This is a genomic window from Paenibacillus hemerocallicola (genome assembly GCF_006265175.1).
GTDB lineage: Bacteria > Bacillota > Bacilli > Paenibacillales > NBRC-103111 > Paenibacillus_AB > Paenibacillus_AB hemerocallicola.
Window position 1 is genome coordinate 1 of record NZ_VDCQ01000008.1, and the last position, 23,697, is coordinate 23,697.

General features: G+C 40.8%; 18 protein-coding genes and 1 pseudogene. All 19 read right to left on the reverse strand.

From position 1 onward, the window contains the following. Window positions 1-83 precede the first annotated feature (83 nt). A complete protein-coding gene (locus FE784_RS07625) occupies window positions 84-1,523 on the reverse strand; it encodes a lipopolysaccharide biosynthesis protein (RefSeq protein WP_139601554.1) in 1,440 nt (479 codons plus the stop codon). Window positions 1,524-1,737: 214 nt separating this feature from the next. Next, complete coding sequence (locus tag FE784_RS07630) at window positions 1,738-2,841, reverse strand: EpsG family protein (protein WP_176706032.1); 1,104 nt, start codon at window positions 2,839-2,841, stop codon at window positions 1,738-1,740. Between the two features lie 95 nt (window positions 2,842-2,936). After that, on the reverse strand, window positions 2,937-3,860 hold the full coding sequence (locus tag FE784_RS07635; RefSeq protein WP_139601556.1) for a glycosyltransferase: 924 nt from the start codon (window positions 3,858-3,860) through the stop codon (window positions 2,937-2,939). Window position 3,861: 1 nt separating this feature from the next. Then, entirely contained in the window at window positions 3,862-5,016 is a 1,155-nt protein-coding gene (locus FE784_RS07640; protein ID WP_176706033.1) for a glycosyltransferase family 4 protein, read from the reverse strand. A gap of 44 nt (window positions 5,017-5,060) precedes the next feature. After that, a pseudogene (locus FE784_RS07645) lies at window positions 5,061-6,058 on the reverse strand (IS630 family transposase). A 334-nt stretch (window positions 6,059-6,392) separates the two neighbouring features. Continuing rightward, window positions 6,393-7,622: a glycosyltransferase family 4 protein gene (locus FE784_RS07650; protein ID WP_139601558.1), complete on the reverse strand. Its 1,230-nt coding sequence runs from the start codon at window positions 7,620-7,622 to the stop codon at window positions 6,393-6,395. A gap of 32 nt (window positions 7,623-7,654) precedes the next feature. Then, a complete protein-coding gene (locus tag FE784_RS07655) occupies window positions 7,655-8,398 on the reverse strand; it encodes a GNAT family N-acetyltransferase (protein WP_139601559.1) in 744 nt (247 codons plus the stop codon). Between the two features lie 12 nt (window positions 8,399-8,410). Next, window positions 8,411-9,040: a sugar transferase gene (locus tag FE784_RS07660; protein ID WP_139601560.1), complete on the reverse strand. Its 630-nt coding sequence runs from the start codon at window positions 9,038-9,040 to the stop codon at window positions 8,411-8,413. Window positions 9,041-9,060: 20 nt separating this feature from the next. Further along, window positions 9,061-10,284 (reverse strand): DegT/DnrJ/EryC1/StrS family aminotransferase, encoded by a 1,224-nt coding sequence (locus FE784_RS07665; RefSeq protein WP_139601561.1) that lies wholly within the window; start codon window positions 10,282-10,284, stop codon window positions 9,061-9,063. A gap of 195 nt (window positions 10,285-10,479) precedes the next feature. Next, a complete protein-coding gene (locus tag FE784_RS07670) occupies window positions 10,480-10,965 on the reverse strand; it encodes a transposase (protein WP_139601562.1) in 486 nt (161 codons plus the stop codon). Window positions 10,966-11,228: 263 nt separating this feature from the next. Beyond that, on the reverse strand, window positions 11,229-11,534 hold the full coding sequence (locus FE784_RS07675) for a helix-turn-helix domain-containing protein (protein WP_176706034.1): 306 nt from the start codon (window positions 11,532-11,534) through the stop codon (window positions 11,229-11,231). A gap of 847 nt (window positions 11,535-12,381) precedes the next feature. Further along, entirely contained in the window at window positions 12,382-14,202 is a 1,821-nt protein-coding gene (locus FE784_RS07680) for a polysaccharide biosynthesis protein (RefSeq protein ID WP_139601564.1), read from the reverse strand. A 44-nt stretch (window positions 14,203-14,246) separates the two neighbouring features. Continuing rightward, on the reverse strand, window positions 14,247-14,948 hold the full coding sequence (locus FE784_RS07685) for a CpsD/CapB family tyrosine-protein kinase (protein WP_139601565.1): 702 nt from the start codon (window positions 14,946-14,948) through the stop codon (window positions 14,247-14,249). Further along, window positions 14,923-15,684 carry a YveK family protein gene (locus tag FE784_RS07690; protein WP_176706035.1) on the reverse strand — a complete coding sequence of 254 codons (762 nt, stop codon included), beginning with the start codon at window positions 15,682-15,684 and terminating at the stop codon, window positions 14,923-14,925. Before FE784_RS07690 ends, FE784_RS07685 begins: the two co-directional genes overlap by 26 nt. Before the next feature lie 105 nt (window positions 15,685-15,789). Next, window positions 15,790-18,183 (reverse strand): S-layer homology domain-containing protein, encoded by a 2,394-nt coding sequence (locus FE784_RS07695; RefSeq protein ID WP_176706036.1) that lies wholly within the window; start codon window positions 18,181-18,183, stop codon window positions 15,790-15,792. A 101-nt stretch (window positions 18,184-18,284) separates the two neighbouring features. Continuing rightward, a complete protein-coding gene (locus tag FE784_RS07700; protein WP_139601567.1) occupies window positions 18,285-19,052 on the reverse strand; it encodes a tyrosine-protein phosphatase in 768 nt (255 codons plus the stop codon). Between the two features lie 1,490 nt (window positions 19,053-20,542). Continuing rightward, window positions 20,543-22,174, reverse strand: coding sequence for a chaperonin GroEL (gene groL / locus FE784_RS07705; protein ID WP_139601568.1), 1,632 nt, complete (start codon window positions 22,172-22,174; stop codon window positions 20,543-20,545). A 109-nt stretch (window positions 22,175-22,283) separates the two neighbouring features. Further along, the gene (gene groES, locus FE784_RS07710) at window positions 22,284-22,565 is read right to left on the reverse strand and encodes a co-chaperone GroES (RefSeq protein ID WP_139601569.1); all 282 of its coding nucleotides are present in this window, start codon (window positions 22,563-22,565) and stop codon (window positions 22,284-22,286) included. A 282-nt stretch (window positions 22,566-22,847) separates the two neighbouring features. Beyond that, complete coding sequence (gene tatC / locus FE784_RS07715) at window positions 22,848-23,606, reverse strand: twin-arginine translocase subunit TatC (RefSeq protein ID WP_139601695.1); 759 nt, start codon at window positions 23,604-23,606, stop codon at window positions 22,848-22,850. Between the last annotated feature and the right edge of the window lie 91 nt (window positions 23,607-23,697).

Genomic DNA, 23,697 nt, shown 5'->3' on the forward strand with positions numbered 1-23,697 from the left:
TTTTTTAACCTCCCGTGTCTCAACCTATGGGAGCATTATAAAGATTTGGAGTACTATTCATATTTTTCAGAAAAACGAACTTCCTAAATTTGGGATGAAGTTCGTTTTGAAAAGTATTTTCTTGTTTGAACCATTACACCCTCTAGTTTCTTTCTAGAGAGTATCAAATATGTACAGAAAGATAGTAAATACAGTATAAATCCTCCAAACGGCCCAACAAACCATGTACTCGACATAAATATAATCACTAGTAACGATTCCGCCACTGTGCTTTTCAATCCCCCCCCCCCCAACATTTTTGACAAGCAATACTCAGAAATAATACTCCTCAAAGCCACTGCAAATACAATTAAAATTATAAGAGCATAAATACTATTAAATAGATACCCTCCTATTATGCTAAGCATTACACTTAGCAATAAAGAAATAAGGTTAATTTTCAAGAGTAGTTTTTCCTTACGAAGAACTTTAAAATATGTACTACAGAGCATGTTCATTTTCCCTTCATAAATACATAACGGAAGTAATAGAATTAAATATTGTAAACTCTCTTTATACTGTGGCAACCATATTCCCAATAAATAATTCATGGGCATATAGGCAAGAAGAAATCCAGCTAATACAATTCCCAATAAATCGCGAGACATCAAAAAGAACTTTTTCTGCTGTACTTCATCTGTCTGACGAAGTGCTGGAAATAAAACCATACTTACTTGGGCAATAAAAGCAAGCAAGAAAGTAGCTAATGTCAATGAAAACGAGAATTTCCCAAAAACTTCTATCCCCCATTTTTTATCTACAATAAATCGACCAATACCAAGAATAAGTAAACTAGCTATATTTGAAAACATTAAACTTATACCAACAGATACATTGATAGTCATCTCTTTCAAAGTCTGTTTAATGGATTCTATTTTAATAAAAATAAACTTGTGCCCGTTCAATAAACAATATAGTAAAGCGAATAAGTTCCCAATTATTGAGAATATAATAAACCAGATAAAACTGTCAGAATTTAATATTATAAGTACAATAACAACTGCGATAAACCATAATTTATCTATAATAACGGTTGTCGAGAAAATCTTCGTTTTATTAACCGCTTGAAATATAAACCCAATGAATCCAATCGCATTCGAAAGAGGAAGAGAAATTGCAGTAGATATATATACAACACGTCGATTCCAATCGTTCACAAATACCGAACTACATACTATAACAATGAGGGCAAGCATACAATGAAATATAAAAATGAGCCAAAACTGAGATCCAATAGACCTATGATTAAGCTTCTCATATTCAACACCGCCAATACGCAAATAAATCCCATCATTGAGACCAAAATGCAAGAAGCCAATATAACTCGAATAAAAAATGAAGAGCTGCCAATAGCTATACTCTTCAACACCCAATAATTTGGGTATGACTAGTGACATTATGATACTGAGAACAAACGAAATTCCTTGTGCTGTAAAAGCGTAAATCATATTGTTAATTAATTTAGTAACCCTTTTTTCTTCCATTAAAATTCTCCAAATCCATACTTATTGTTAACTTTACTATTAACGACTTTTTGATTAATTTGTTATCGAAGCATCATTTTTTGATCCGTTTCTCTATGTTAACTTAACAGATCAATTCAAATATTTTACCAATAAATGGATGACAGACAAGATCAACTCCATAAGTAGCGATTAGACCCTTTATAAATTTCTTCTGAAGGATAATAAGACTATTCTAAAGCCCAAGTAAATCAAATATCTTATTTTTCTCAAAAATCGGATAGAAAACAATATCTTTACTAGCATAGTAAGCAAATAACCACTCGGATAAAACAACAAAAATAATCGTTGTAATCTTAAAAACCGTCATATTTAACCGACTTGCAAACCCAGACACTACTATATGAGAAAATAGTATATAGTTAAGTAGAAGTATATTTCTATATAGCCTCATAAATTCTGTTGAAAAGAACACTAAAGGATATACACAAAGTATTATTATATTTATATTCAAAATAATGTTCGCCATGTTCATTTTAGAATAATCAACTACATGTTTTCCGCTACTGCTTGAATCTTCCAAGGTCCTCACTTTCTTATAAGAAAAGCGTACAAGAAGAAAGCCAATTATAAAATAAAATAAATATCCTATCTGTGTTGTAATACTTGTCTTAGTACCAAGGTAAGCCATACCTCCTAATATTGGTATTGCAATACCGCTCATCAGTAAAATAAGAAACAATACTAAAAAAATTGTAATTAAACTAATCCATTTAACAAGTTTAATCCGAGCTCTCACTTTGGCAAGTAATAATATCAAATAGAATAAACCAACGACTTGAAATGATGCAGCTAATAAAACAAATAATACATAGCGGAATAGATCCCCTTTCCTTGAGGAAAATAAATAACGTGCGGCAAATATTATTATCGCCATAGACATAAAATTACGAATTTGTACAATATCCATTAAAAATGGATATATTAAATATAAAGCCATTACATAACTCGGCTTGGCAGAATATTTAAGTATCGTATTACTAATAAGCATAAGCCCAATTAATGAATATACTATGAGAAATGTATTATAATTCATCCCAAAAGCATGAGCCAACTTGTAAACAAAACGGTACCCAATTTCATATTCTGCGAAATAAACATTAAATCCATTATATGATTCAAGAGAATAATATGTTTGCTCATAACCAAAGTAATCGGCATTCCCCGTATTCCAGCCAAATAAAATCCACATAAAGATGAATAAAACACCAAATACTACTTTTGATTTTTTTATAGTTAAACCGATGATTCCTAATAGGCTGGCTATTAAATATTGCATATTTTCTGTATCTCCCACAAATGGCAATATGTGAATATAACTTTGACCCTTCAAAAACATTTTTTTAACTCACACTTTAATAATCCCCCTCTATATCACCGTCTCCTTTTTAACATCCTGAGAGTCTTAGTAAAATATAGCGAAATATTTTGCCGGTAATCTTCTTCGATAAAACAATATAATAAAAATTTAAAGGTTCTAATTATATATAAAGGAACATATTGTACTATAGTACTATTAAGATATTTCTTGAAATAATATAACTCACTTTCCACAAAACAAGAATATGAAAAAGCCTTCATGTTTTTAGTACTTTGACCATGTGCATGAATTACTTCACTATAAGTACAATAAACTGTTTCATAACCTAATTTCTCCATCTTGAATCCAAGGATATTTTCTTCCTCAAATAAAAAAGTACCTTCATCAAATGGAGTTATTTTTCTCGCACATTGTTTACTAATCATAAAACAACACCCAGATACAGCATATACCTTAAATGGTTCTGACAAATCATTATCCAAAACGTTAAACCTTTTAACAAAGTTTTTCACTACAAATCTAAGTGGTGTATTTTTTAGAAAGTACATATATTTTTCTTTCTTGCCCATTTTAATACCGTAGTTGATCACTTGTACTGATTTATCCGGTAAATATACTTTTGGTCCAACAATACCCACATTTTCATTGGCTTGAAGATACTGCTTTAGATTTGAAATACTATCCGTCATAAAAATAATATCATTATTAGTAATTAATATTTCCTCACATTGGTCATCCAAGGCTCTCTTAATACCAATATTATTACCAGCAGAATATCCCTTGTTACTTTCTGCCAGTAAGAAAGTAATTTTGGGATGATCCAACATTTGGCGCAATTCATCTGAAATCGGAACACTTGAAGAATTATCAACTAAATATATATGGTAATTCAAAGAAGGCTCGCCACTAAAAATACTCAGGATACATTTATATGTCTCATCCCAGTTATTAAAATTCAATATTACTATTCCTATCATTTTAAACTCCTATTTGATTAATAATTTTTTCCCATTTTAGTGCAATATTTTTATTTGCAAATTCGCCTGTTGTTGATTTTTTAAATGCATTTATTGAAAACTCCTCAAGAACCTTTCTATCATTATATAAAAAAACAATTTTGTTATATAAAAATTGAATAATATTTTCATCAATATACTTTGAATTAAATGTCTTATCAGAATGCATTTTAATATAATGATCTACCATATTTTCACTATTCCAATATTTGTATCGTGGTTCTGTTAAAAAACCATTGACACCATCCTCTACCATTTCTTTTATGGCATAGATATCAGTGCCAATTATTGTACATCCATTCTTCATCGCTTCCAATGTAACTAGAGAGAAACTATCCATTCTCGTAGGATTTAATAAAACATTTGCCTTCTTATAGAATTCATATAATTCATTTTTTGAGAATGTAAAATCATAACTTAATATATTACTATTATTTTTAATAATATTTTGCTGCTTCTGGGTCAAGCCATCTAGCTTAGTTATAATTGTTAAATGCACATTTGTATACCCATATCTTTTAAGTTCCCCAAAAGCTTCAAGAATATCATCTCCTCCTTTTAGTTCGAAATTTGAAGAAACATACAAACATTCCAATACATTATTTTTGCTTTTCTTAGATATTTGATCTTCGTTTATGTCACTTTCTTGAACAAATGGATATATTTGATATATATTGAGTGTCTTGGGAAGATCATAGTAATTTCCTATTGTAGTGTAACAAGCTTTTGATAGGCAAATTACCCCTTTTAGATTCAAATCACCGAGGCATCTTTTTAACCGAAGTTTACTAATGAAAGTTGTCATTCTTGTGTCACTATAATGGACCAACGCTGTTGGATTTTCTAACCCAATGAAATACGGCTTATCCGACTTTAAAAATCTATTATAACTAAAATAAACATCACTTCGATTACTTCCTTTAACTTTTTTTCTAAGAAATAAACCTATAAAATCAAATACTCTATAATTAATAACTTTGTTAATTATAAATCTAGTTTTACTTGATACCTCAAATAATTCACTTGATTTATAATGAAATCTGATTGTTTCAAAATTGTAATCGAATAGGTTTATCCAAAAACCTCTTGCTTTATTTATTACTTTGACATTGATCATATAATTACTCCTCTTAAAACATATATAAGATGAACTGAAGAATGTCATACCCAAGTGAGGAGACGATCAATAACCTCCAATGGATGTCGATTGATTCGTTTCATGAAAGCAGCGACGTGTGTACGGATGTGGTAAAACTTGCTGAAGAAAACATTGTTGACCACATCACGTTTTAGCCATTTCCACAGCCCTTCAACCGGATTGAGCTCCGGGCTATACTTGGGTAGAAAAACCAATTGAAGGCGTGGGTTCTTTTTCAAAAACGATTGTAGCTTTTCGGCGTGGTGAATGCGGTAGTTATCCAACACCATGACAATGTTCCCATCCGGGTATTGTTTCAAGATATCGTTAGGAAGCGTTCAAACGCCGCCGTGTCGTACGTTTCCTCTTCGCGGTGCGTGACGAAACCCGTTTCATAGTTGATGGCTGCAAATAGTTTGGCGCCTTCATACCGGCCATACGTTCGAATCTTGCGTTGTTATCCTGTTAAGAACCAGTTATACTGCAGGGCCAGATAAGCGCGAATCATAGACTCGTCCTCAAACAAGAGGTGTTGAATGCTCCCGTTCGCAAGCTGTTCTTTCAAGCCTGGCAGCGTCTCATTACGAAATTGCGCTTGTTCGTCGGTATCGGCCTTAGCTAATGGTATAACTGAATCCCAAGCGTTCGAGCAGCTTGGAAACGCCGCGTTCGGAATAGGTCTGACCAAACTCGCTTTCGATCCAACTGGCGATGAGCTTCAAGGTCCAGGTATGTCGGGCTTCGAATCTGACATCTACAGGACGTTTATGGGGATGGTGTCCGCAAGGGTTTGTTCTTGTTCCTCGCTCAACTTCTTGGGTCCTCCTGGTGCATGATCCAGTTCAAGACCGGCGATCCCGCTCTCTTGGTAGTCTTGCCAATACGTGCTGACGGTTTGATACGTGCGCCCTAATATGTCTGCGATAGCCGTAAACGTCCGTCCCTCCAAGTGAAGTCGGACGGCCAAATAACGTTCGTATAGTCGTGTGTTATGGTTTTCTCGCATGGCTCTCTGTATCATGGATATTTCTTATTGATGTGTCATTGTTCAACCCGCCTTTCCGGTGCTTTCTCTATCTATTACCCGGTTTGGTCGGTAGTGAGTTCATGAGTTCAATTTATATAGTCTCATTATTCTTCATCATCATTACATCATTTTGAATCACTATTATCATAGATATTATTTCAATATTAGACTGATAGAGCATTAGGGCGTAAAACAGAAATAATATAAGACCCATCGGTGTGAAGCCCCAAAAACCTAAGACTCCGCTTGATCTCTAAAAGTAGAAAACTTTCTTTGTACCACCCATTCTAGATTTCAAAAAACTTAACTGTCACGAGAATACATTTTCCTATTTGGTTATTAAATTTATAAGTTTCAGCAATTTTTCATTTTGTATATTTTCATCAAATTTTATAGCTAACTCAAACGATCTTTTTTTACATTGTCCTAATTGTTCTTCATCAGACAGATTTTGTATTACCCTATAAAAATCATCCAAATTACCTGGGAGGTAATTGTAACCAATCTTTTGTTCTTCGATATGTTCAAAAATTTCTCCATTGAGAGAATTTATTATAGCAAGTCCGGCAGCTGTATAATCATAGAACTTGTCTGGCATATCTACATTTGACATAGAACTATATGTAGCAAGTCCAATATCACATTTGCCGTATATAGGAATTAGTTCATCCGGAAGGAGTTTTCCAATGTAGTTAAAATTTATTAATTCACTATCAGCTCTCACCACTATATCTTCTAAAGGACCACTCCCGGCAACTATAAATCTTACATGATTATTTCCGTCTTTAGATAAACGCTTTGCACATTTAATAATAGTTTCAATATCATAAGATGGTCCTAATGTTCCTGCAAAAACACACCAAATGTCCTTTTCTCCTTTTTGTGGAATACTTCCGATTTTAATACTATTTACAAGTTTTTCGCGAAACTTCATTACATCTATTCCATTGTAAATTAATGCTTGAGGTTTATTTTCTAATGATTGTTCTATTTCTTTTGCCTTTTCTAAATAATTTTTCCCCAAAGCAATAACGCCATCCAATTGCTGATAGTTTTTCTTTCGCTGTTTATAAACAGGTTTAAATAAAATATGCAATAATTTACTCATGCCATTTCCGGCTACATTCTCAATAAATTCTGGCCATAAATCCATTTGATCATAAATAATAGGTATATTATGATCTTTAGCAAACTTAAATGACGGATATTTCATTGTTAGTGGATTATCTGCGCTAATTATAATATCTGGGCGCCTACCCACCTTAAATTCTTTGTATGCATTCTTTGCAAAAACTATATCTTTCCTGAATCTCCCAAAACTAAAATTCTTCTTATATGAAGTTGTTTGAACAAGTCTAATAATGAAATTATCATTTACAGTAATGTCTTTCGACCCTTCAGATCTAAATTCTTTGAAATGGTGTGCAAAGTTAGATGTCCACCAAACAACTTTAAAACCTTGATTTGAAAGAAACTTTCCAAATTGATTAAAACTATATGCTCTCCAATTTTCCCCTTCAATTGGACCATATGGATTAACTAACCACACTGTCTTCATATCTAGCAACCCCCATTAAATTATGAACAAACTTACCCGTCATCATTTTCAACCCAGTAATGATATACTTGATGGCACCCTGCCTGTTTACAACCAACTTTATGATAAAAGTTGATTGCACTCATATTCCGCACTTGTGTTCCGACTCTTATTTCACTGAAGCCACGTAGATATGTTGCATTTTCAACTGCTTTAAATAAGCTTGTACCGACACCATTTTTAGTTACTGCTTGTGCTACTGCTATTAGCTCTATTACACAGGTATCACCATCATAAGAGTGTAACAGAAAACCATTTATCTCATTATTGTCATCCCTAGATAGAGCATAAAACTTATCCGGATTATCAAAAGAATTTATTATCCAATGACGGTATACCTGATCACCGCCACGTTTAGCTAATTCAAGATCCTCTGTAAATTTCGAAAACTGAAAATCTGCCAATTCTGTGATTAGATTATTTTTCTCTAGCGATTGATGAATAGTGATATTTCTTGGCACTTCATGAACAAATTTTAATTTCTTCACAAACTGAATATTCACATCTGCCAAAAAAGCCGTAGTACCTTTACCTATTAACTGTGCATTAACGGGTTCTGAATTTCTATTTTCGATTGAAATAAATTGGTAATCTCTTAATCTATTTCTCAATTCATCCCATTCACTTAATGTAAGTGCCCTATGCAAAACGGCTTTAGCACTAGTAACACCAAAAAAATCCGTATCCCATTTCAAGTCTTGGAATGTCACTGCTTTTTCTTTACTATTCTCTTTCATAAATACCCCTATCTATACATTCCTTTTCTGTATTTTATTAGTTTCATTACTTTTACCAGTTACAAAAACATCTTCACGCTTCAAAACGGATACAACTGTTTTAAAGAATATTTTAATGTCAAACCACCAAGATAGGTGGTCAATGTAGTAAATATCATTTTGGATTCTTTCTTTCCAGGGTATGGTGTTCCTAAAGTATGCTTGATTATACCCAGTAACACCTGGTCTAATCTCAAGCTTTCGCTGTTCATTTTGCTCATAATGTTGGAGATGTTCTGGGAGGTCAGGTCTAGGACCGATAATACTCATATCGCTTTTTATAATATTTAACAGTTGTGGTGTCTCGTCTAAACTTGTTTTACGAATAAATTTACCTATTTTAGTTAATCTAGGATCATCTTCAGCGTTAAAAGTTGAACCATCTTCATTTCTCAGGTCGGGGGCATTTGTTTTCATAGAACGAAATTTATACATTGTAAATACCTTTCCATTCTTCCCAAGCCGTGGAGCATTATAAAAAATTGATCCTTTGTCTTGAAAGTATATAATCGGACCAAGAATAGTTAAAATAATAAACCAAAATGGCAATGCTATTACTGCTAATAATACATCAAATACTCTTTTAAAGAAGTTCTTATACATTCTGTCACCTCAGTTGAAAATCAGCACTTAACTTCGCTTAAAATCTTTTTGAAACTCTCACTCACATACTCCACATCCTCAAAACTCAACAAAGTATGGAGTGGCAATGTAATCTCATTAAAATACTGCTTATAAGCATTAAGATAATCATTGATATCAAATCCTAAATTCTTATATGCCGTAAACATAGGTAACGGTTTATAGTGGACGTTACACGCAATACCTGCCGCAGCCATTTTAACAATTATTTTATTTCTCTCTGTTTCACCAATACCTGGTATCCTCGCTAAGTAAAGATGACCAGAGGAAGTAAAGTTTTCTCCATAATGCTGCAAACTTTGAATTCCCAATGGCGAAAGAGCTTTATCATACATTTCAATAATTTCTTTACGTTTCTTCAACAAATCGTCATACCTATTAAGTTGTATTAAACCGAATCCGGCCATGATGTCGGTCATATTGCACTTGTAAGCGGGATAAACAATGTCATACTCCCATGCACCATTTTTTGTTTTTGCCAATGCATCCTTAGTCTGACCATGAAGGCTGTATAACATAAATTGCTTATAAAGCCAGTCATTATCTAAACCTAGATCATTTCGCCAAACGACTGCACCACCTTCAGCAGTTGTCAGATTCTTTACTGCATGAAATGAGAAACAAGTAAAATCTCCAACTTGCCCACACTTCATTCCATTCCTCTCAGCCCCGAAAGCGTGTGCCGCATCAGTCATTACAATTACTCTATTAAATAACCATTGAAGTTGGTTATTAGCCTTAAACAGCTTTTTCTTGCTCTCTATTATTTTGTATATGGTATCATAATCACACATCTTTCCTGCTATATCAACAGGGATAATCGCTTTGGTCTTCTCAGTAATTGCATCAGCCAGTTTTAAATAATCCATCTCGAATGAATCTAGTGCTGTATCAACGAGTACAATTTTTGCTCCAACATGATCTATAATCGAAGCAGATGCTGTATATGTATATGCCGAAGTAATAACTTCATCACCAGGTCCTACTCCTAAAATGCGAAGTGTGAGTTCCATTGCTGCTGTTGCAGAATTTAAGCAAACTGCCCTAGTTGTACCAACATAATCAGCTATTCTTTGTTCAAACTCTTTTGTTTTTGGTCCGGTTGTAATCCAGCCGGACTTCATTGCTTTTACAACTTCTTCAATCTCAACATCTGTAATATCCGGAGGAGAAAAAGGGATATTTCTGTATTCAGCTTTAAGCATTGTAATTTTCCCTCGCTTTTGTTGTTTTGGCTTCCTTCAGCCACCCGGCTTTCTCTGTTAGGTCCGGTCTGGATTTCGTTCCTGTTTTGGAATTTCATCTTGACTTTCTCAAGATTCATTGGATATGTTCCAGGTTTTGGTTCGCATGATAACTCACCTTTTATCCTATATTGTCCAGTATTCGGGGATATGCTCTCAATCGACACCTTTTTCTACCCCCAAAATGTTTTTTCTTTTTTTGTTATATAAGTTGAACAAAAAATATTCAGTTAGTTTACCGCTTTCCAAACGAAGACAAAGACGATCAATGATCCATTGCGTGTCGAGAGCTACGTGTTGCATAAAAGCTGTAACCTTCGTGCGAATCTCAGCGATAGTATGATAAAAAACATTGTTAACGACATCAGCCTTCAAACAAATTCCAAAGTCCTTCCAGTAGGTTTTCGGGCTAAGGCGCTCCCGATGATGTTCCAAAAAAGGATGGGGCAGCTTAGCAAAATGGATGCGAGCATTATCAAGCACGATCAAGCTCTTTCCTTGCGGATACGCTTCAACGACCGTTTTAAGAAAGACAAAAAACGTTTCGGCCGTATAGTTGTCGTCCTCCTTCCAAAGGATGTGGCCAGTAGTATAATTCAGCGTGACCAGCAATTTAATGCCGCGATGTTTACCTGTTCTCAATGATTCGTTGCTTGACTTTCAGAAACCACATATGCTGAAGTGCTTGGTAATCGCGGATCATCGATGCATCTACAAATAGCAGATGGGAGATCTGCTCGTTCATTAATCTTTTTTCAAATCAGGAAAGGTCACTTCGACAGACTGCTTCCGCTTGAGTTCATTTGCCGCAGCAAGGATATACGTAACTTGGTCTAACTCAATCCAAGCCGGTGTGCCATTTTCGAAATACCACGTTCCGAACTCTCGCGTGATGAATTCGCCGATTAGAGACAAAGTCCAGCTGTATTTGGCAGTAAACCAACTTCACGCCGAACAGAGGTCACGATGGTTTGTTTAAGTTTCTCCTGCTGCTTCTTTGTCAGTCGCTCGGGGGCCCCAGTATAATAGATCCTTTGTAGCCCGGCTACTCCAGCTTCGCGATAGGCACGAATATACTTGTAAGCGGTTCGTTCTGTTCGACCAATGATCTCAGAGACTTGTCGTACATTTATGCCTTTCAAATACAAATAAATCGTCTGATAGCGCTCGAATATTCGCCGATTTTTCTCTTGCTTCATCATTACTTCCATACTTGTAAATGCTTCTGTATATTCCATTCTACTCACCGTCGATTTCGATGGGTTGGAAATAAATTACTTAAGTTCAATCTTTATAGCTTTCCATCTCTCTTTCCTTCAAAACTCACAATACCCATAAACCATTCTTTAGGAGATTTATTTTAATAAATAAATGATTTTCTTGTCTCCTACTTTCTACGCATCCTATGTTCAATAAGAATCACTCCGAAATAAAATTAGAAAAATAAAGGCGGTAGATAAACGCGAAGGAAAAGAGTTGCTGCATAAACCTTATACCGGCTTTAGCCGATGATTAATTCATTTATTTCGCAACTCATACTCACTCGTCTTTTTTTTACATCTAATATTTGATAGCTATATACATCGTCTAAATACCTCCGTTTTACACCGATATCTGCTCCCCTTTACCGATATCAATGTGTTCTATCATCTGTTTTAAACAAAGTTTGTCCATTTGTATGATATTATCACCCAACGACACTCAAATATGGCTGATACTAATTGAAAATCCAGATATATGTCCTAGACCTTTCACTCCATTTGACAGATCGCCATTTTGGAGGCTTCTGCACCTCATTTAAGAGATCCAACTTATCCTTTTTCAAAAGGTTTTGTTAAAGCCACCGTGAGAATAATATTTTCAACTCCGGAAGTATTTTTCCTACTATGTATTAAATCGTCGGTTATCTACGGTCGGAAAATCCCTTTGAGCATCGCTTTGTTTGCATGTAAGTAATCCCACAGTTTGGTCGAGACTCCTTATGTAATTCTTGAATCAAAAAGATTTCTCTTAACTATCAAATTATCAAAAGACCACCTTTTTAGGTGGCATCTTATTTCAAGAAACATTTACAAATCCGGGGACAACATGCTTAACCACATCCTTGATTATTTCCCCGTTCTCCCCGAGCACCTTCTCTAACCTTCTAATCTCCATCTCGATGTCCGCCCGACTAATATTCGTTGGTTTCCCGATAAATATTCGATTATGTAATGTGCTAGTCAAGCCCTCTTCATCTGTCAGAAGTTCCTCGTAAAGCTTTTCACCCGGTCGAATACCAGTGTATTCTATCTTGATATCCATTTCCGGTCTGAGTCCTGAGAGTCTGATTAGATCACGTGCCAAATCCATTATTTTGACCGGTTTTCCCATATCGAGGATGAATACTTCCCCTCCCTGAGCGTAAGCGCCAGCTTGAATTACCAGCTGCGATGCTTCCGGAATCGTCATAAAGTACCGAATCATCTCCGGATGGGTTACCGTGACAGGACCACCACGTGCGATTTGTTCTTTAAAGAACGGGATTACACTGCCCCTGCTGCCTAATACATTACCGAAACGGACTGCGGCAAATTTAGTCCTACTGCTGCGCCCCAAGCTCTGGATGTACATCTCGGCTATTCTCTTGGTAGCTCCCATAATGCTTGTCGGATTGACGGCCTTGTCGGTCGATATGAGGACAAAACGTTCTGCTCCGTAAAGATCGGCGGCATCTGCAACATTTCGAGTACCAAATACGTTATTTTTAATAGCCTCTGAAGGATTCTTCTCCATTAATGGGACATGCTTATGGGCTGCCGCATGAAAGACTACTTTGGGCTGAAATTCCTCGAATACTTTATATATTCTTGCCTTATCCTGCACGTCCGCGATAATGCTCTCTATCTTAACCTTAGGATACGTCCTCCTGAGTTCGTTTTCGATGTTATAAATGCTATTCTCTCCATGACCAAGAAGCAGAAGCTTCTCTGGCTGATACGGGGCAATTTGTCTGCATAGTTCGGATCCGATCGAGCCGCCAGCCCCAGTAATCAACACGACTTTATTCGAAACATAATCAGCGATCCCTTGAAGATCGACACGAACAGGATCTCTCCCCAACAGATCCTCTACTTCTACGTTACGAATTTCATTCAATGTGACCTTCCCATGAATCACATCATCCAGCCTCGGAATAATCTTCAGTTGCACCTCTGTCCGCTTACATATGTCTATTATTTTGGAAACTTCCTCTTGCGGAACTGAAGGGATAGCTAAAATAATTTCTGTAATTTTATGCTCCTCTATAGCTTCAAGTATTTTTTCTCTACCGCCAACAACAGGAATCCCATATATTTGTTGTTTGATCTTAAAAGGATTGTCGTCGATAAACGCTACCGGGTAAAGCGTCGAAGCCGGGTTATGTTTCAATTCCTTCGCAATGAAACTACCGCAATCCCCTGCGCCGATGATCATCGCACGTCCCTGGTGTTCCTTCTTCTTGTAATAATTGTCCCGAATCATTCTCCACATGAACCGGGATCCACCCATAAGGAGCAGAATTGTTTCATAAGTCCGCAATACAACGGAAAGTGGAACAGTCTTTCCACTTATACCCCAAGTAAGCAAATAGGATGCGGTGCAAGCCACAGTCACAGCCTTAAGTATCGAGACGATTTCTCCAACGCTGGCATACTGCCATATTCTGTTGTAAAGCTTAAAAACCACCGCACAAATCGTACCTAAACATGCAGAAATCGCCATATAGCTCCATACCTGTCTACTGTACTCGAACGTAATGCTCCCATCGAATCGAATATAATACGATGTATAAATCGATACCGCTACTATCGCGATATCCAACAAGATAAGGAGCATTTTCCGACGTGATTGAAGCATGCCGCATCCCCCAAAAGCCCTAGTATTAATAGGTGTTTATGAATTTATGCCTTCGACTCGCCGTAATAATAGTAATAATAGGCTTCGCCATTCTTACGATCGATATTATTCAGTACAACGCCGAGAATTCTCGCCTTCACATGATCCAGATTCGCCTTCGCCTTCATCGCCATTTCACGCTTGACCTCTCCGGAATTAAGGACTAGCACAACTCCATCGCACCGTGAAGCGATAATCTGCGCATCTGTTACGGCTAGTGTTGGCGGAGTATCGATGACAATCAAATCGTACTTTTGTCTCAATTCATCAAGTAGCGCAACCAATCTCTTTGACGACAGCATTTCAGACGGATTAGGAGGAATGGGGCCGGAAGGCATAACATGCAAATTTGGGATGTGCGACTCAGATATAACCTCGTCCAGCGAGGCTTGTCCAGTCAGCATGTTCGTTAAGCCCCGCCTATTCGAAATGGAAAAGGTATGATGCATAGTCGGCTTACGAAGGTCGGCATCCATAATGAGCACTTTCTTCTCCGACTGTGCATACGTTACCGCCATATTCGTCGCTGTTGTCGATTTCCCCTCCCCGGGTCCCGCTGAAGTCAACATAATAACTTGCAACTGTTCATCGACAGCCGAAAAATCAATATTGGTTCTGAGGGTACGGTACGCTTCCGAAATTGGCGATTTGGGATTGACATCCGTAATAATGGGGCGCTTATTAGTTGCTGGTTGTTGCATTGACATGTTTTTTGTCCCCCACTTTAGCAATACTTTCGGTCTTTCGCGAACTTTTGGCCAAATCCTCGTCCTTGATCTTCATGATGGCTGACAAGGTAGGAAGTCCGAGATACTGTTCAACGTCAGCTTCCGTGCGGATCGTATCGTCTAAATATTCAAGCAAGAGGATCAAGCCTACGGCAGCCATCATGGATACGACAAAACTGATTGCTACATTAAGTACCGGGTTAGGCTTAACCGGAGCTGGCTGAACATTTACAGATGCTTCATTTAGAATGGATACGTTATCGACCTTCATGACCTTAGGAATTTCTCGTTGAAATACTTTGGATACCGCGTTTACGATGTTTGCAGCCTTTACATAATCTTTATCCTGCGCCACCAGTGTCATAACTTGGGTATTATTGACCGAGCTGACCTTGACTTTTTCAATCAACTCACTAGATGTCAGTCCGAACTGAGGATATTCGGCTGCTACAATCCCCATGATATAGTGGGTTTTAATTACTTCTTTGTACGTATTGATGACCTGAATATTAAAGGTGACATCATTTATGTTAAGCTGTTGTCCCACGGCTTCAGCCGGTTTATTCACGATCAATTTCGTTGATGCTTCATAGATAGGGGTCAAGAAAAAGAAGCTGACTACTCCCGAAGCTACGCTGGAGAAAAGCACGATGGCCAGGAGAAGCCATATTCTTTTCTTAATGATCTTCACGTAACCCCTAAGATCCAATTCCATTAATTCTCCTCCGTCCACAGTTCAAAATGCGGGTAGCCCAACAGAAAAGATACAATCCCCCTCCCGTTGGGATAGAGAGGAGGATTGCACCGGGGGTCATGTAGTTTATTTATTTAGTAAACGATAAATGACGACGGCTGCTTGCGCACGAGTCGAATCTGCATTCGGATTGAATTTGTTGTTCTCTTCTCCGACTACGATACCTTGCTCCGCGGCCAGTGCTACACCATCTTGCAGCGTCGAGTGGATGCTACCGGAATCCGTGAATCCTTTCAGAGCAACTTCTACAGTCGCAATTGGCTTATACTCAAGAATTTTGTTCAATGCACGCGATGCCATCGTAGCCATCTCCGCGCGGGTTACGGTTGCATTCGGCTCGAAGCTGGTATCCGAGCGACCGTTTACGATTCCTGCTTTAACCGCTGCCGCAACGTATGGCTGGAACCAGTCAGTATCGAGCACGTCTCCGAAGCTTTCTTTCGCCGAAGCGTCTTCCAGACCAAATGTCTTGACTATCATCTTGGCAAATTCCGCACGAGTGACACTATCGTTCGGTACGAATTGATTCGCTGCACGACCATCGAGTATGCCTTTCGCAGCGGCGACTTGAATTTGGCGGCCAGCCCAATCTTTTACCGAAGCTACGTCACCGAAGGAGATTTTGTTTTCGACGATGACATACTTGGAGAACGATTTGTTCATTACGACAAACTCTTTGGTCTCTCCGTTGTATTCGCCGCCCTTAGGAGTCAACGATCCGTTATCTTCTACCTTTGAGAATACAAGCAACTCTGTATCTTTGCCCGTTACGTCTTTCACCGGCAGTCTGACTTCCACTGGTTCGTTGAACGTTTTGATTTCCCCATTAGCCGTAGTGAAGGTCAGATCAAACTGTTCGGAAGCCGCATTCGGAAGAGTGCTTGCAGAGCTCTTAATCGTAATGGTCGTGTTAGATCCCAACTGGCTCAGGTCGATAGCCAATGTAACGCCGTTGATCTTAACGGCAAGTACATCGATGCCATTTGCCTTTGCTTTATCGATCAATTCCTTCGACAACGGAATTTCGGCTGTCTTGGCATCAACAGTCCCCAAGTCCAAAGTTGCTATAACCTTTGGTACAGACGCTCCTGGGGCATTTTTCTCCAATGCTTCTTTTGCCTTTTTGGCAATATTGCCAATTGCTTTAAATGCATCTTCAAACTTAGATGCATCAAGCGTTGCTTTGGCAACTCCGCCTTCAACCTTCACGCTGCTCGAGGCGTCAACCCTTGCAGCTTCGCGAATAGCCTGTTCGATTGCATCGGTTGCTTGCGCAAGGCCGTTGCCTTGGTTGTTCTTTAACAAATCTCCGAGCTTGCCGGAAACCTCCGACAGTTTCTGCTCAGCTTTAACTTGGTCAGGAGCTTTGATTCCAGGTTGCGTGCCACCTCCGCCGCCTCCGCCGCCCATTACAGGATTTCCAGTATTAGGCGCCGTATACGAAAGCGTGACCGGTCCTTTAAATAAAACGTTATTATTTAAGGAAGCTGTAACTTCATAACTCTTGGAAAACGAATACCCGATATAATCGGAAAGTTTAAACTTATTGTCTACGACACTGACCTCACTATTTTGAGCAATCGTCCAAGTTAGAGGAATGCCAGCGCTTGTAAAATCGAATACTTTCAGGGACGGCGTGACAATTCTCCAATTACCGGATACAGCCGTCTGCGCGAAAGTCGTCTTTGTTCTGGCATATGCCGATGTCAAAGCTTTGAGTGCAGCATTGTTCACATCCACTATATCGTTTACTTTTCCATATGCATTAACAATGGTCGTTCCGTCAATGCCCAAACCGGACAACGCCTGACTAACCTTCAAATCCGATTTTGCGATCACATTTCCGATAACGGTTCCCAATGCACTCTTAACACCGTCTATATTATTATTGAGATAAAGAGCCACCAATGTGTTGGAATTAGCTTTAAAATACGTTTCCAACTCGGCTTCCACCGCTTCACCAAACGCCTTGGCATCTGCCAAGTCATTATTGGAGGTCGTAACGCCCGCGAGTTTAGCCAAGTCGCTCATGACGGACCGGTTAGTTGTATCGGCAATTGCACCGGCCAATCCGGCGAAGTTCTCGTCGTAAGGGAAGACCGCAGCTTTGAACAAGTTCACCACGTTTGTCTCGGTGAGTGCCGGGTACGTTCCACCCTTTTCGGTAATTTTAGTTTGAATCTTGCTCCAAATCTCATCGCGAATCACAGTTTCAACCGCACTCGATTGCTCCCGAAGCTTGGTACGCGCCGCACTAATCGCACCCTTCTCATCATCCGATAGCTGACCATAAATCGCCTTCATTCTTGCGGTAATTCCAGAGTCATCCAAAGCGCTTGCATGGGCTACTCCAGTGATCCCAAGCTTCTGGGCTACGCCGTTCGTAGAAAGCGGCAAGCCCGCGATGCTGCCCAGGACAAGAGTGGTTGCAATGGATGTGGTTAATAGTTTCTTCTTCATCGTTTCACCTCTGAATAGTTTTCGTATAGTAGTGTATAGTAAAATAATAATAAAACCATGACTGGTAAAGTTTAACACGCCCTGAAAAGCTTTGTCTACATTCACTTCCAGAACTGATACCATTTTCTAGATTTAGACGAAGAAGGCTCCCATATTTCGATCGACTGAGATCGAATCAGAGACTCCGCATTCGCTTGATAATATGTAACATACTCATGTCCCAATAGTCCGGCGGCAGCGTCATAAGCGGCTCCGAGACCGAATGCCCTGTTTGACATATTGTGAGCGTCGGACGAGACAAAATGCACCAAATTCCGTCTGCATAGATTCACGGCGCACTCTTGAATAGACTTGCCGAACAGACCGTTAATAGAATGCGACGTAACTTGGCTGAGCGCCCCGAGCTGAATCAGTCGGAGGAGCTTGTCCGGGCACTGGGCGATCTCCGCATTCCGTTCCGGATGAGCGATGACGGGGGTAATTCCCAGCAATCTCAGTTCATGCATTACATCTTCGATTGTATCGGGGATTCTGGATGACGGAAACTCTAGCAATATGTATGAGGAGCCTGCTAGCATAATCGACGAGCCCGACTGAATATCCTCCAACAGTTCCTGATAGACGCGTATTTCTTGGCCTTCGAGAACATCAAGAGGAATATTATGCTTCTCAAGCGCCTCTCTAAACAAGCTGACGGCGCTGCGAACCTGAGTCGAGTCGTTCCAATACTTCCCATTGGCGTGATGAGGCGTAGCTACAATAGTATCGATTCCTTCGCGCACCGCTTCCTTGGCCATGGCGAGCGACTCCTCCAGATCGCGGGAACCGTCGTCCAACCCGGGAAGAATATGCGAATGAATGTCTATCATTGTTGCAACTCCTCGATTTATGTAGGTTTTTCTTCAACCAGTCTGAAGCTATTATACTACATCTATACAAGGTTGGTAAGTATAAAAACACCTATAAATTCAGTAAGGACACTAATATTTTCCCATGCACAAGGAATCAGACTAAAAAGAGATTCCGTACACTCATAGAATCATTTTTTACTCCTCCCCATTCCTACTTTACGACTATTTCGACAAAAAAACCACTCCCCGTATGGGGAGGTATGAGGCTGGTATACAGCCGTAGCCGATGCTCATTATGGAACGCCACCCATATTCTGTTACAGAAGTTACAGCTTCTTCCCTCGCTTCAGCGTCTGCATTCTGCTGTTCAATTCAAGCTTCCTGTATATAGTTTCATATTCATCTTCACGTCTCGCCGGTTACCTTAATCCTTTCGGCAATTTGCCTGTTGATTAATCCCTCTTCGACCATCCGCAATATCTTAATTTCCAGCTCTATCAATAAAGGTGGCGACAACAAAGCAACGTCCCCACGGGCATTCATAAGTTGCAGCAAGCTTCTTGACATAGAGCAAAGAAACGGGTAACGATTTGCGGATAAAACTGTGCTGCCTATGGTACAAAAAGATTGGGCTGGCCCACCGCTTCCAATCCGGATCAGACAATTTATCCTGGATAGAATCCCGGGCCTCGCTCCAAGATCCGATCCGGCAACATGCCGATCCATCGCGAAGCAACGACCGATTTAACTTCAATGTGCCGAGATGCTTTTTTTTGCCGCACCAGTTGCTTCTGACCGTTCCTGCAACCTGTAATTGCTTCGGAGAGCGAACCGTTCATACGACCTAATATCGAAGTTTGCAACAAGCAGTCGCTTACTCATCGGACTGTCTCTTAAGAAGCTCTTCCAGCAAATATCGGGCAATATCCAGGTGATGACCACTGAAGTTGCGATTAAAAACTGACGGATCTTCGCTTCGTTTCAGAGAAAGAGCGGCGAGATGCAGCCCGCTCCACCCAGCCTTCCGTGCGACTAACGAGCATGGTCGCATCGTCACTGGTGATAGGCAATTCATACAGTCCTTAAAATAGAGGATTCCCTCATCGAGCTGAAACCGCAAGTCCTACAAGTTGATTACATGCATATGGCCTTTAGCCTGCAACCTCGCCGTAGAAAACGGCAATTCGAATCGGCTGGCTACGAAAAGATATATATGCAAGGTAAATATTCAAGCATGCAGGCTATCGAATCGTGGATCGAGGATTCAATTCCTCCATGAGCTTCGGACGATCCACAATCATTTCGCGCCGCGAGTGCGGAATGTGTAATTTCGTGCTGAGTATGATAATTGACTTCTCCATACCCGGTTCCTCATCTTTGGTTGCCATCTAGCGAACTGCAGAGGCATGGCAAATCGTTATAAGCTCACAGTTTTTGAAATAGTAAAAAAAGGCATCTCGAAATTCTCTCGAATCCAGAGATGCCTTTTTTGTAAGCTACGGCAAAACTTACATCATGCCGCCCATGCCACCCATGCCGCCCATGTCAGGCATAGCAGGACCTTTGTCTTTTTCCGGTTTGTCGGCGATGACCGCTTCGGTCGTCAGGAACATGGCCGCTACGGATGCCGCGTTTTGCAGAGCCGAACGGGTTACCTTGGTAGGGTCTACGATGCCCGCTTGGAACATGTTGACCCATTCGCCGGTTGCCGCGTTGTAGCCGATGCCGGCTTCTTCTTTTTTGATGCGCTCTACGATGACGGAGCCTTCTTGGCCTGCGTTCGTCGAGATAATGCGGATCGGCTCTTCCAGAGCGCGGAGCACGATGTTGACGCCCGTTTGCTCGTCGCCTGTTGCGTTAACGGCCGATACTGCGCCATATACGTTCACGAGTGCCGTACCGCCACCGGATACGATGCCTTCTTCCACAGCAGCACGCGTGGAGTTCAGGGCGTCTTCGATGCGCAGCTTGCGCTCTTTCAATTCGGTTTCCGTCGCAGCGCCGACTTTGATGACCGCTACGCCGCCGGCCAGTTTGGCCAGACGCTCTTGCAGCTTCTCTTTGTCGAAATCGGAAGTTGTTTCTTCCAATTGAGCGCGGATTTGCGTAATGCGCGTGCCGATGTCTTTCTTGTCGCCTGCGCCGTCTACGACGATCGTGTTTTCTTTGGAGATGCGAACTTGACGCGCGCTGCCCAAAGCTTCGACGGTAGTCGATTTCAGTTCGAGGCCGAGCTCTTCGGTAATCACTTGGCCGCCCGTAAGAGCCGCGATGTCGCCAAGCATAGCTTTGCGGCGGTCGCCAAAGCCAGGAGCTTTAACGGCAACGCAAGTGAACGTGCCGCGCAGCTTGTTGAGTACGAGAGTAGCCAACGCTTCGCCGTCTACGTCTTCTGCGATGATCAGCAGCTGGCGTCCGGATTGAACGACTTTCTCGAGTACCGGCAAAATCTCTTGGATGCTGGAGATTTTCTTGTCGGTGATCAAGATGTACGGATTGTCCAGAACGGCTTCCATTTTGTCCGTATCGTTGACCATGTAAGCGGACAGGTAGCCGCGATCGAACTGCATGCCTTCTACGACTTCCAGCTCGGTTACGAAGCCTTTGGATTCTTCAACGGTTACTACGCCGTCGTTGCCCACTTTCTCCATCGCTTCGGCGATCAATTGGCCGAGCTCTTCGTCGGCTGCGGAGATGGCGGCAACTTGTGCGATCGATTGTTTGCCTTCGATCGGCTTGGCGATTTTTTGCAGCTCTTCTACGGCTGCTTTTACGGCTTTCTCGATGCCCTTGCGGATTACCATCGGGTTAGCGCCGGCCGTTACGTTTTTCAAGCCTTCGCGAATCATCGCTTGAGCCAAAACGGTAGCGGTCGTCGTGCCGTCGCCGGCTACGTCGTTCGTTTTCGTAGCTACTTCTTTCACGAGCTGAGCGCCCATGTTCTCGAATGCGTCTTCGAGCTCGATTTCTTTGGCAATCGTTACGCCGTCATTCGTGATGAGCGGGCTTCCGAATTTCTTCTCGAGTACTACGTTGCGGCCTTTCGGTCCGAGCGTTACTTTTACCGCATTCGCCAAAGCGTCGACCCCACGGAGCATCGCTCTGCGAGCGTCTTCACTGAATTTAATGTCCTTCGCCATTTATCGGATACCTCCCGAATTTGTTTTTTCGTAAATCCTATGGGACTGCCAAAACTTGCCTAAGTATAGGTTACCGGTCGTCCGGCCATCGTAAAGAAAACGGAATTTCTTACGACAGGACGGCCAGGATGTCGCTTTCGCGCAAAATGAGCAGTTCTTTGCCCTCGAATTTCACTTCGGTTCCGGCATATTTGGAGAACAGAACGCGGTCGCCTTCTTTTACTTCCAGCGCGATGCGTTGTCCGTCTTTCACGTGGCCGCTGCCTACAGCAACGATTTTGCCTTCTTGCGGCTTTTCTTTTGCCGTATCCGGCAAGACGATGCCGCTAGCCGTAGTCTCCTCCTTGGCAATAGGTTCAAGAACTACGCGATCGCCCAACGGTTTGATCATGAGAAAACTGCCTCCTTTGATAAAGTGATTTGGTGTATAGAGGGTTTGTTAGCACTCGCTCGCTGTTAGTGCTAACGACAATTCTTATCTTAAACATTTCGATTCCGCTTTGCAAGTATTTTTGATGCTTTTTTCAAAATTTTAATCAATGCCGTTTTTTCCACACCTTGCCTATTGTCCCCATTCGACACGGTTCTATGCGGAGGCAACCGGCATCGCGATCTTTCGACAAAAAAGGTCCGCGTTCGAGTCGACGCAGACCTTGGTTTCCGGGCAAACTCTTCAGGCGCCCTCCGTTTCTTCGAGCCACTGCTTGTCCCGCTCCTGCTGATCTTTGTACACTCTGGCGGACAGCATGATGCTGATCTCGTACAAAACGATCATCGGGATGGCGACAAGAATGTCGGATATGAAATCCGGTGGGGTTACTATCGTTGCTATCACAATTAATAGCAGATAGGCATAGCGGCGCAGCTTCTTCAGACGGGCCGGATTAAGAATTCTCAGCTTCGTCAAAAACATGACGACGACCGGAAGCTCGAACAAAATCGCCATCGGCAGCAAGATGTTGAACATGAACGTAAAATATTGCGCGGCTCCGTACGTCTCGGTCAAGCTCAAGCTCTGGGTCACATTCGATGTAAAATAAAACGCCATCGGGAAAATGATGAAATAAGCGAATGAAAGCCCGAGCAGGAACAGGAAGACGGCTCCCGGAATATAGCGGAGCGTCGCTTTCTGCTCATGCTCCATCAAGCCCGGCTTCACGAACAGCCATATTTGCGTCAAGGCGAACGGCAATGTCACCACCAGACCGATGGCAAAGGAAAACTGCATGTACAATCGAATAGCATCCCACGGTGAGAACGTATTCAAAGTAACGATGCTTGAAGCCGGCTCCGTATGCATCAAATAAAGGATAATCGGTTTGGCCGCGAAGAAGCCGCCGATCATGGCCAGCACTAAAATGGCGACGACCCAAATCAGCCGTTTGCGGAGCTCGGTCAGATGTTCTACCAGCGATGCCGTATTTTCCTGCATCAAAACTTCACCAACCTCACCGATCAGATAGCGATATGCTTCCACATGCTTCCGGAGCTTCCCCATAAAGCTTAATTATGCCGCTAAGCTT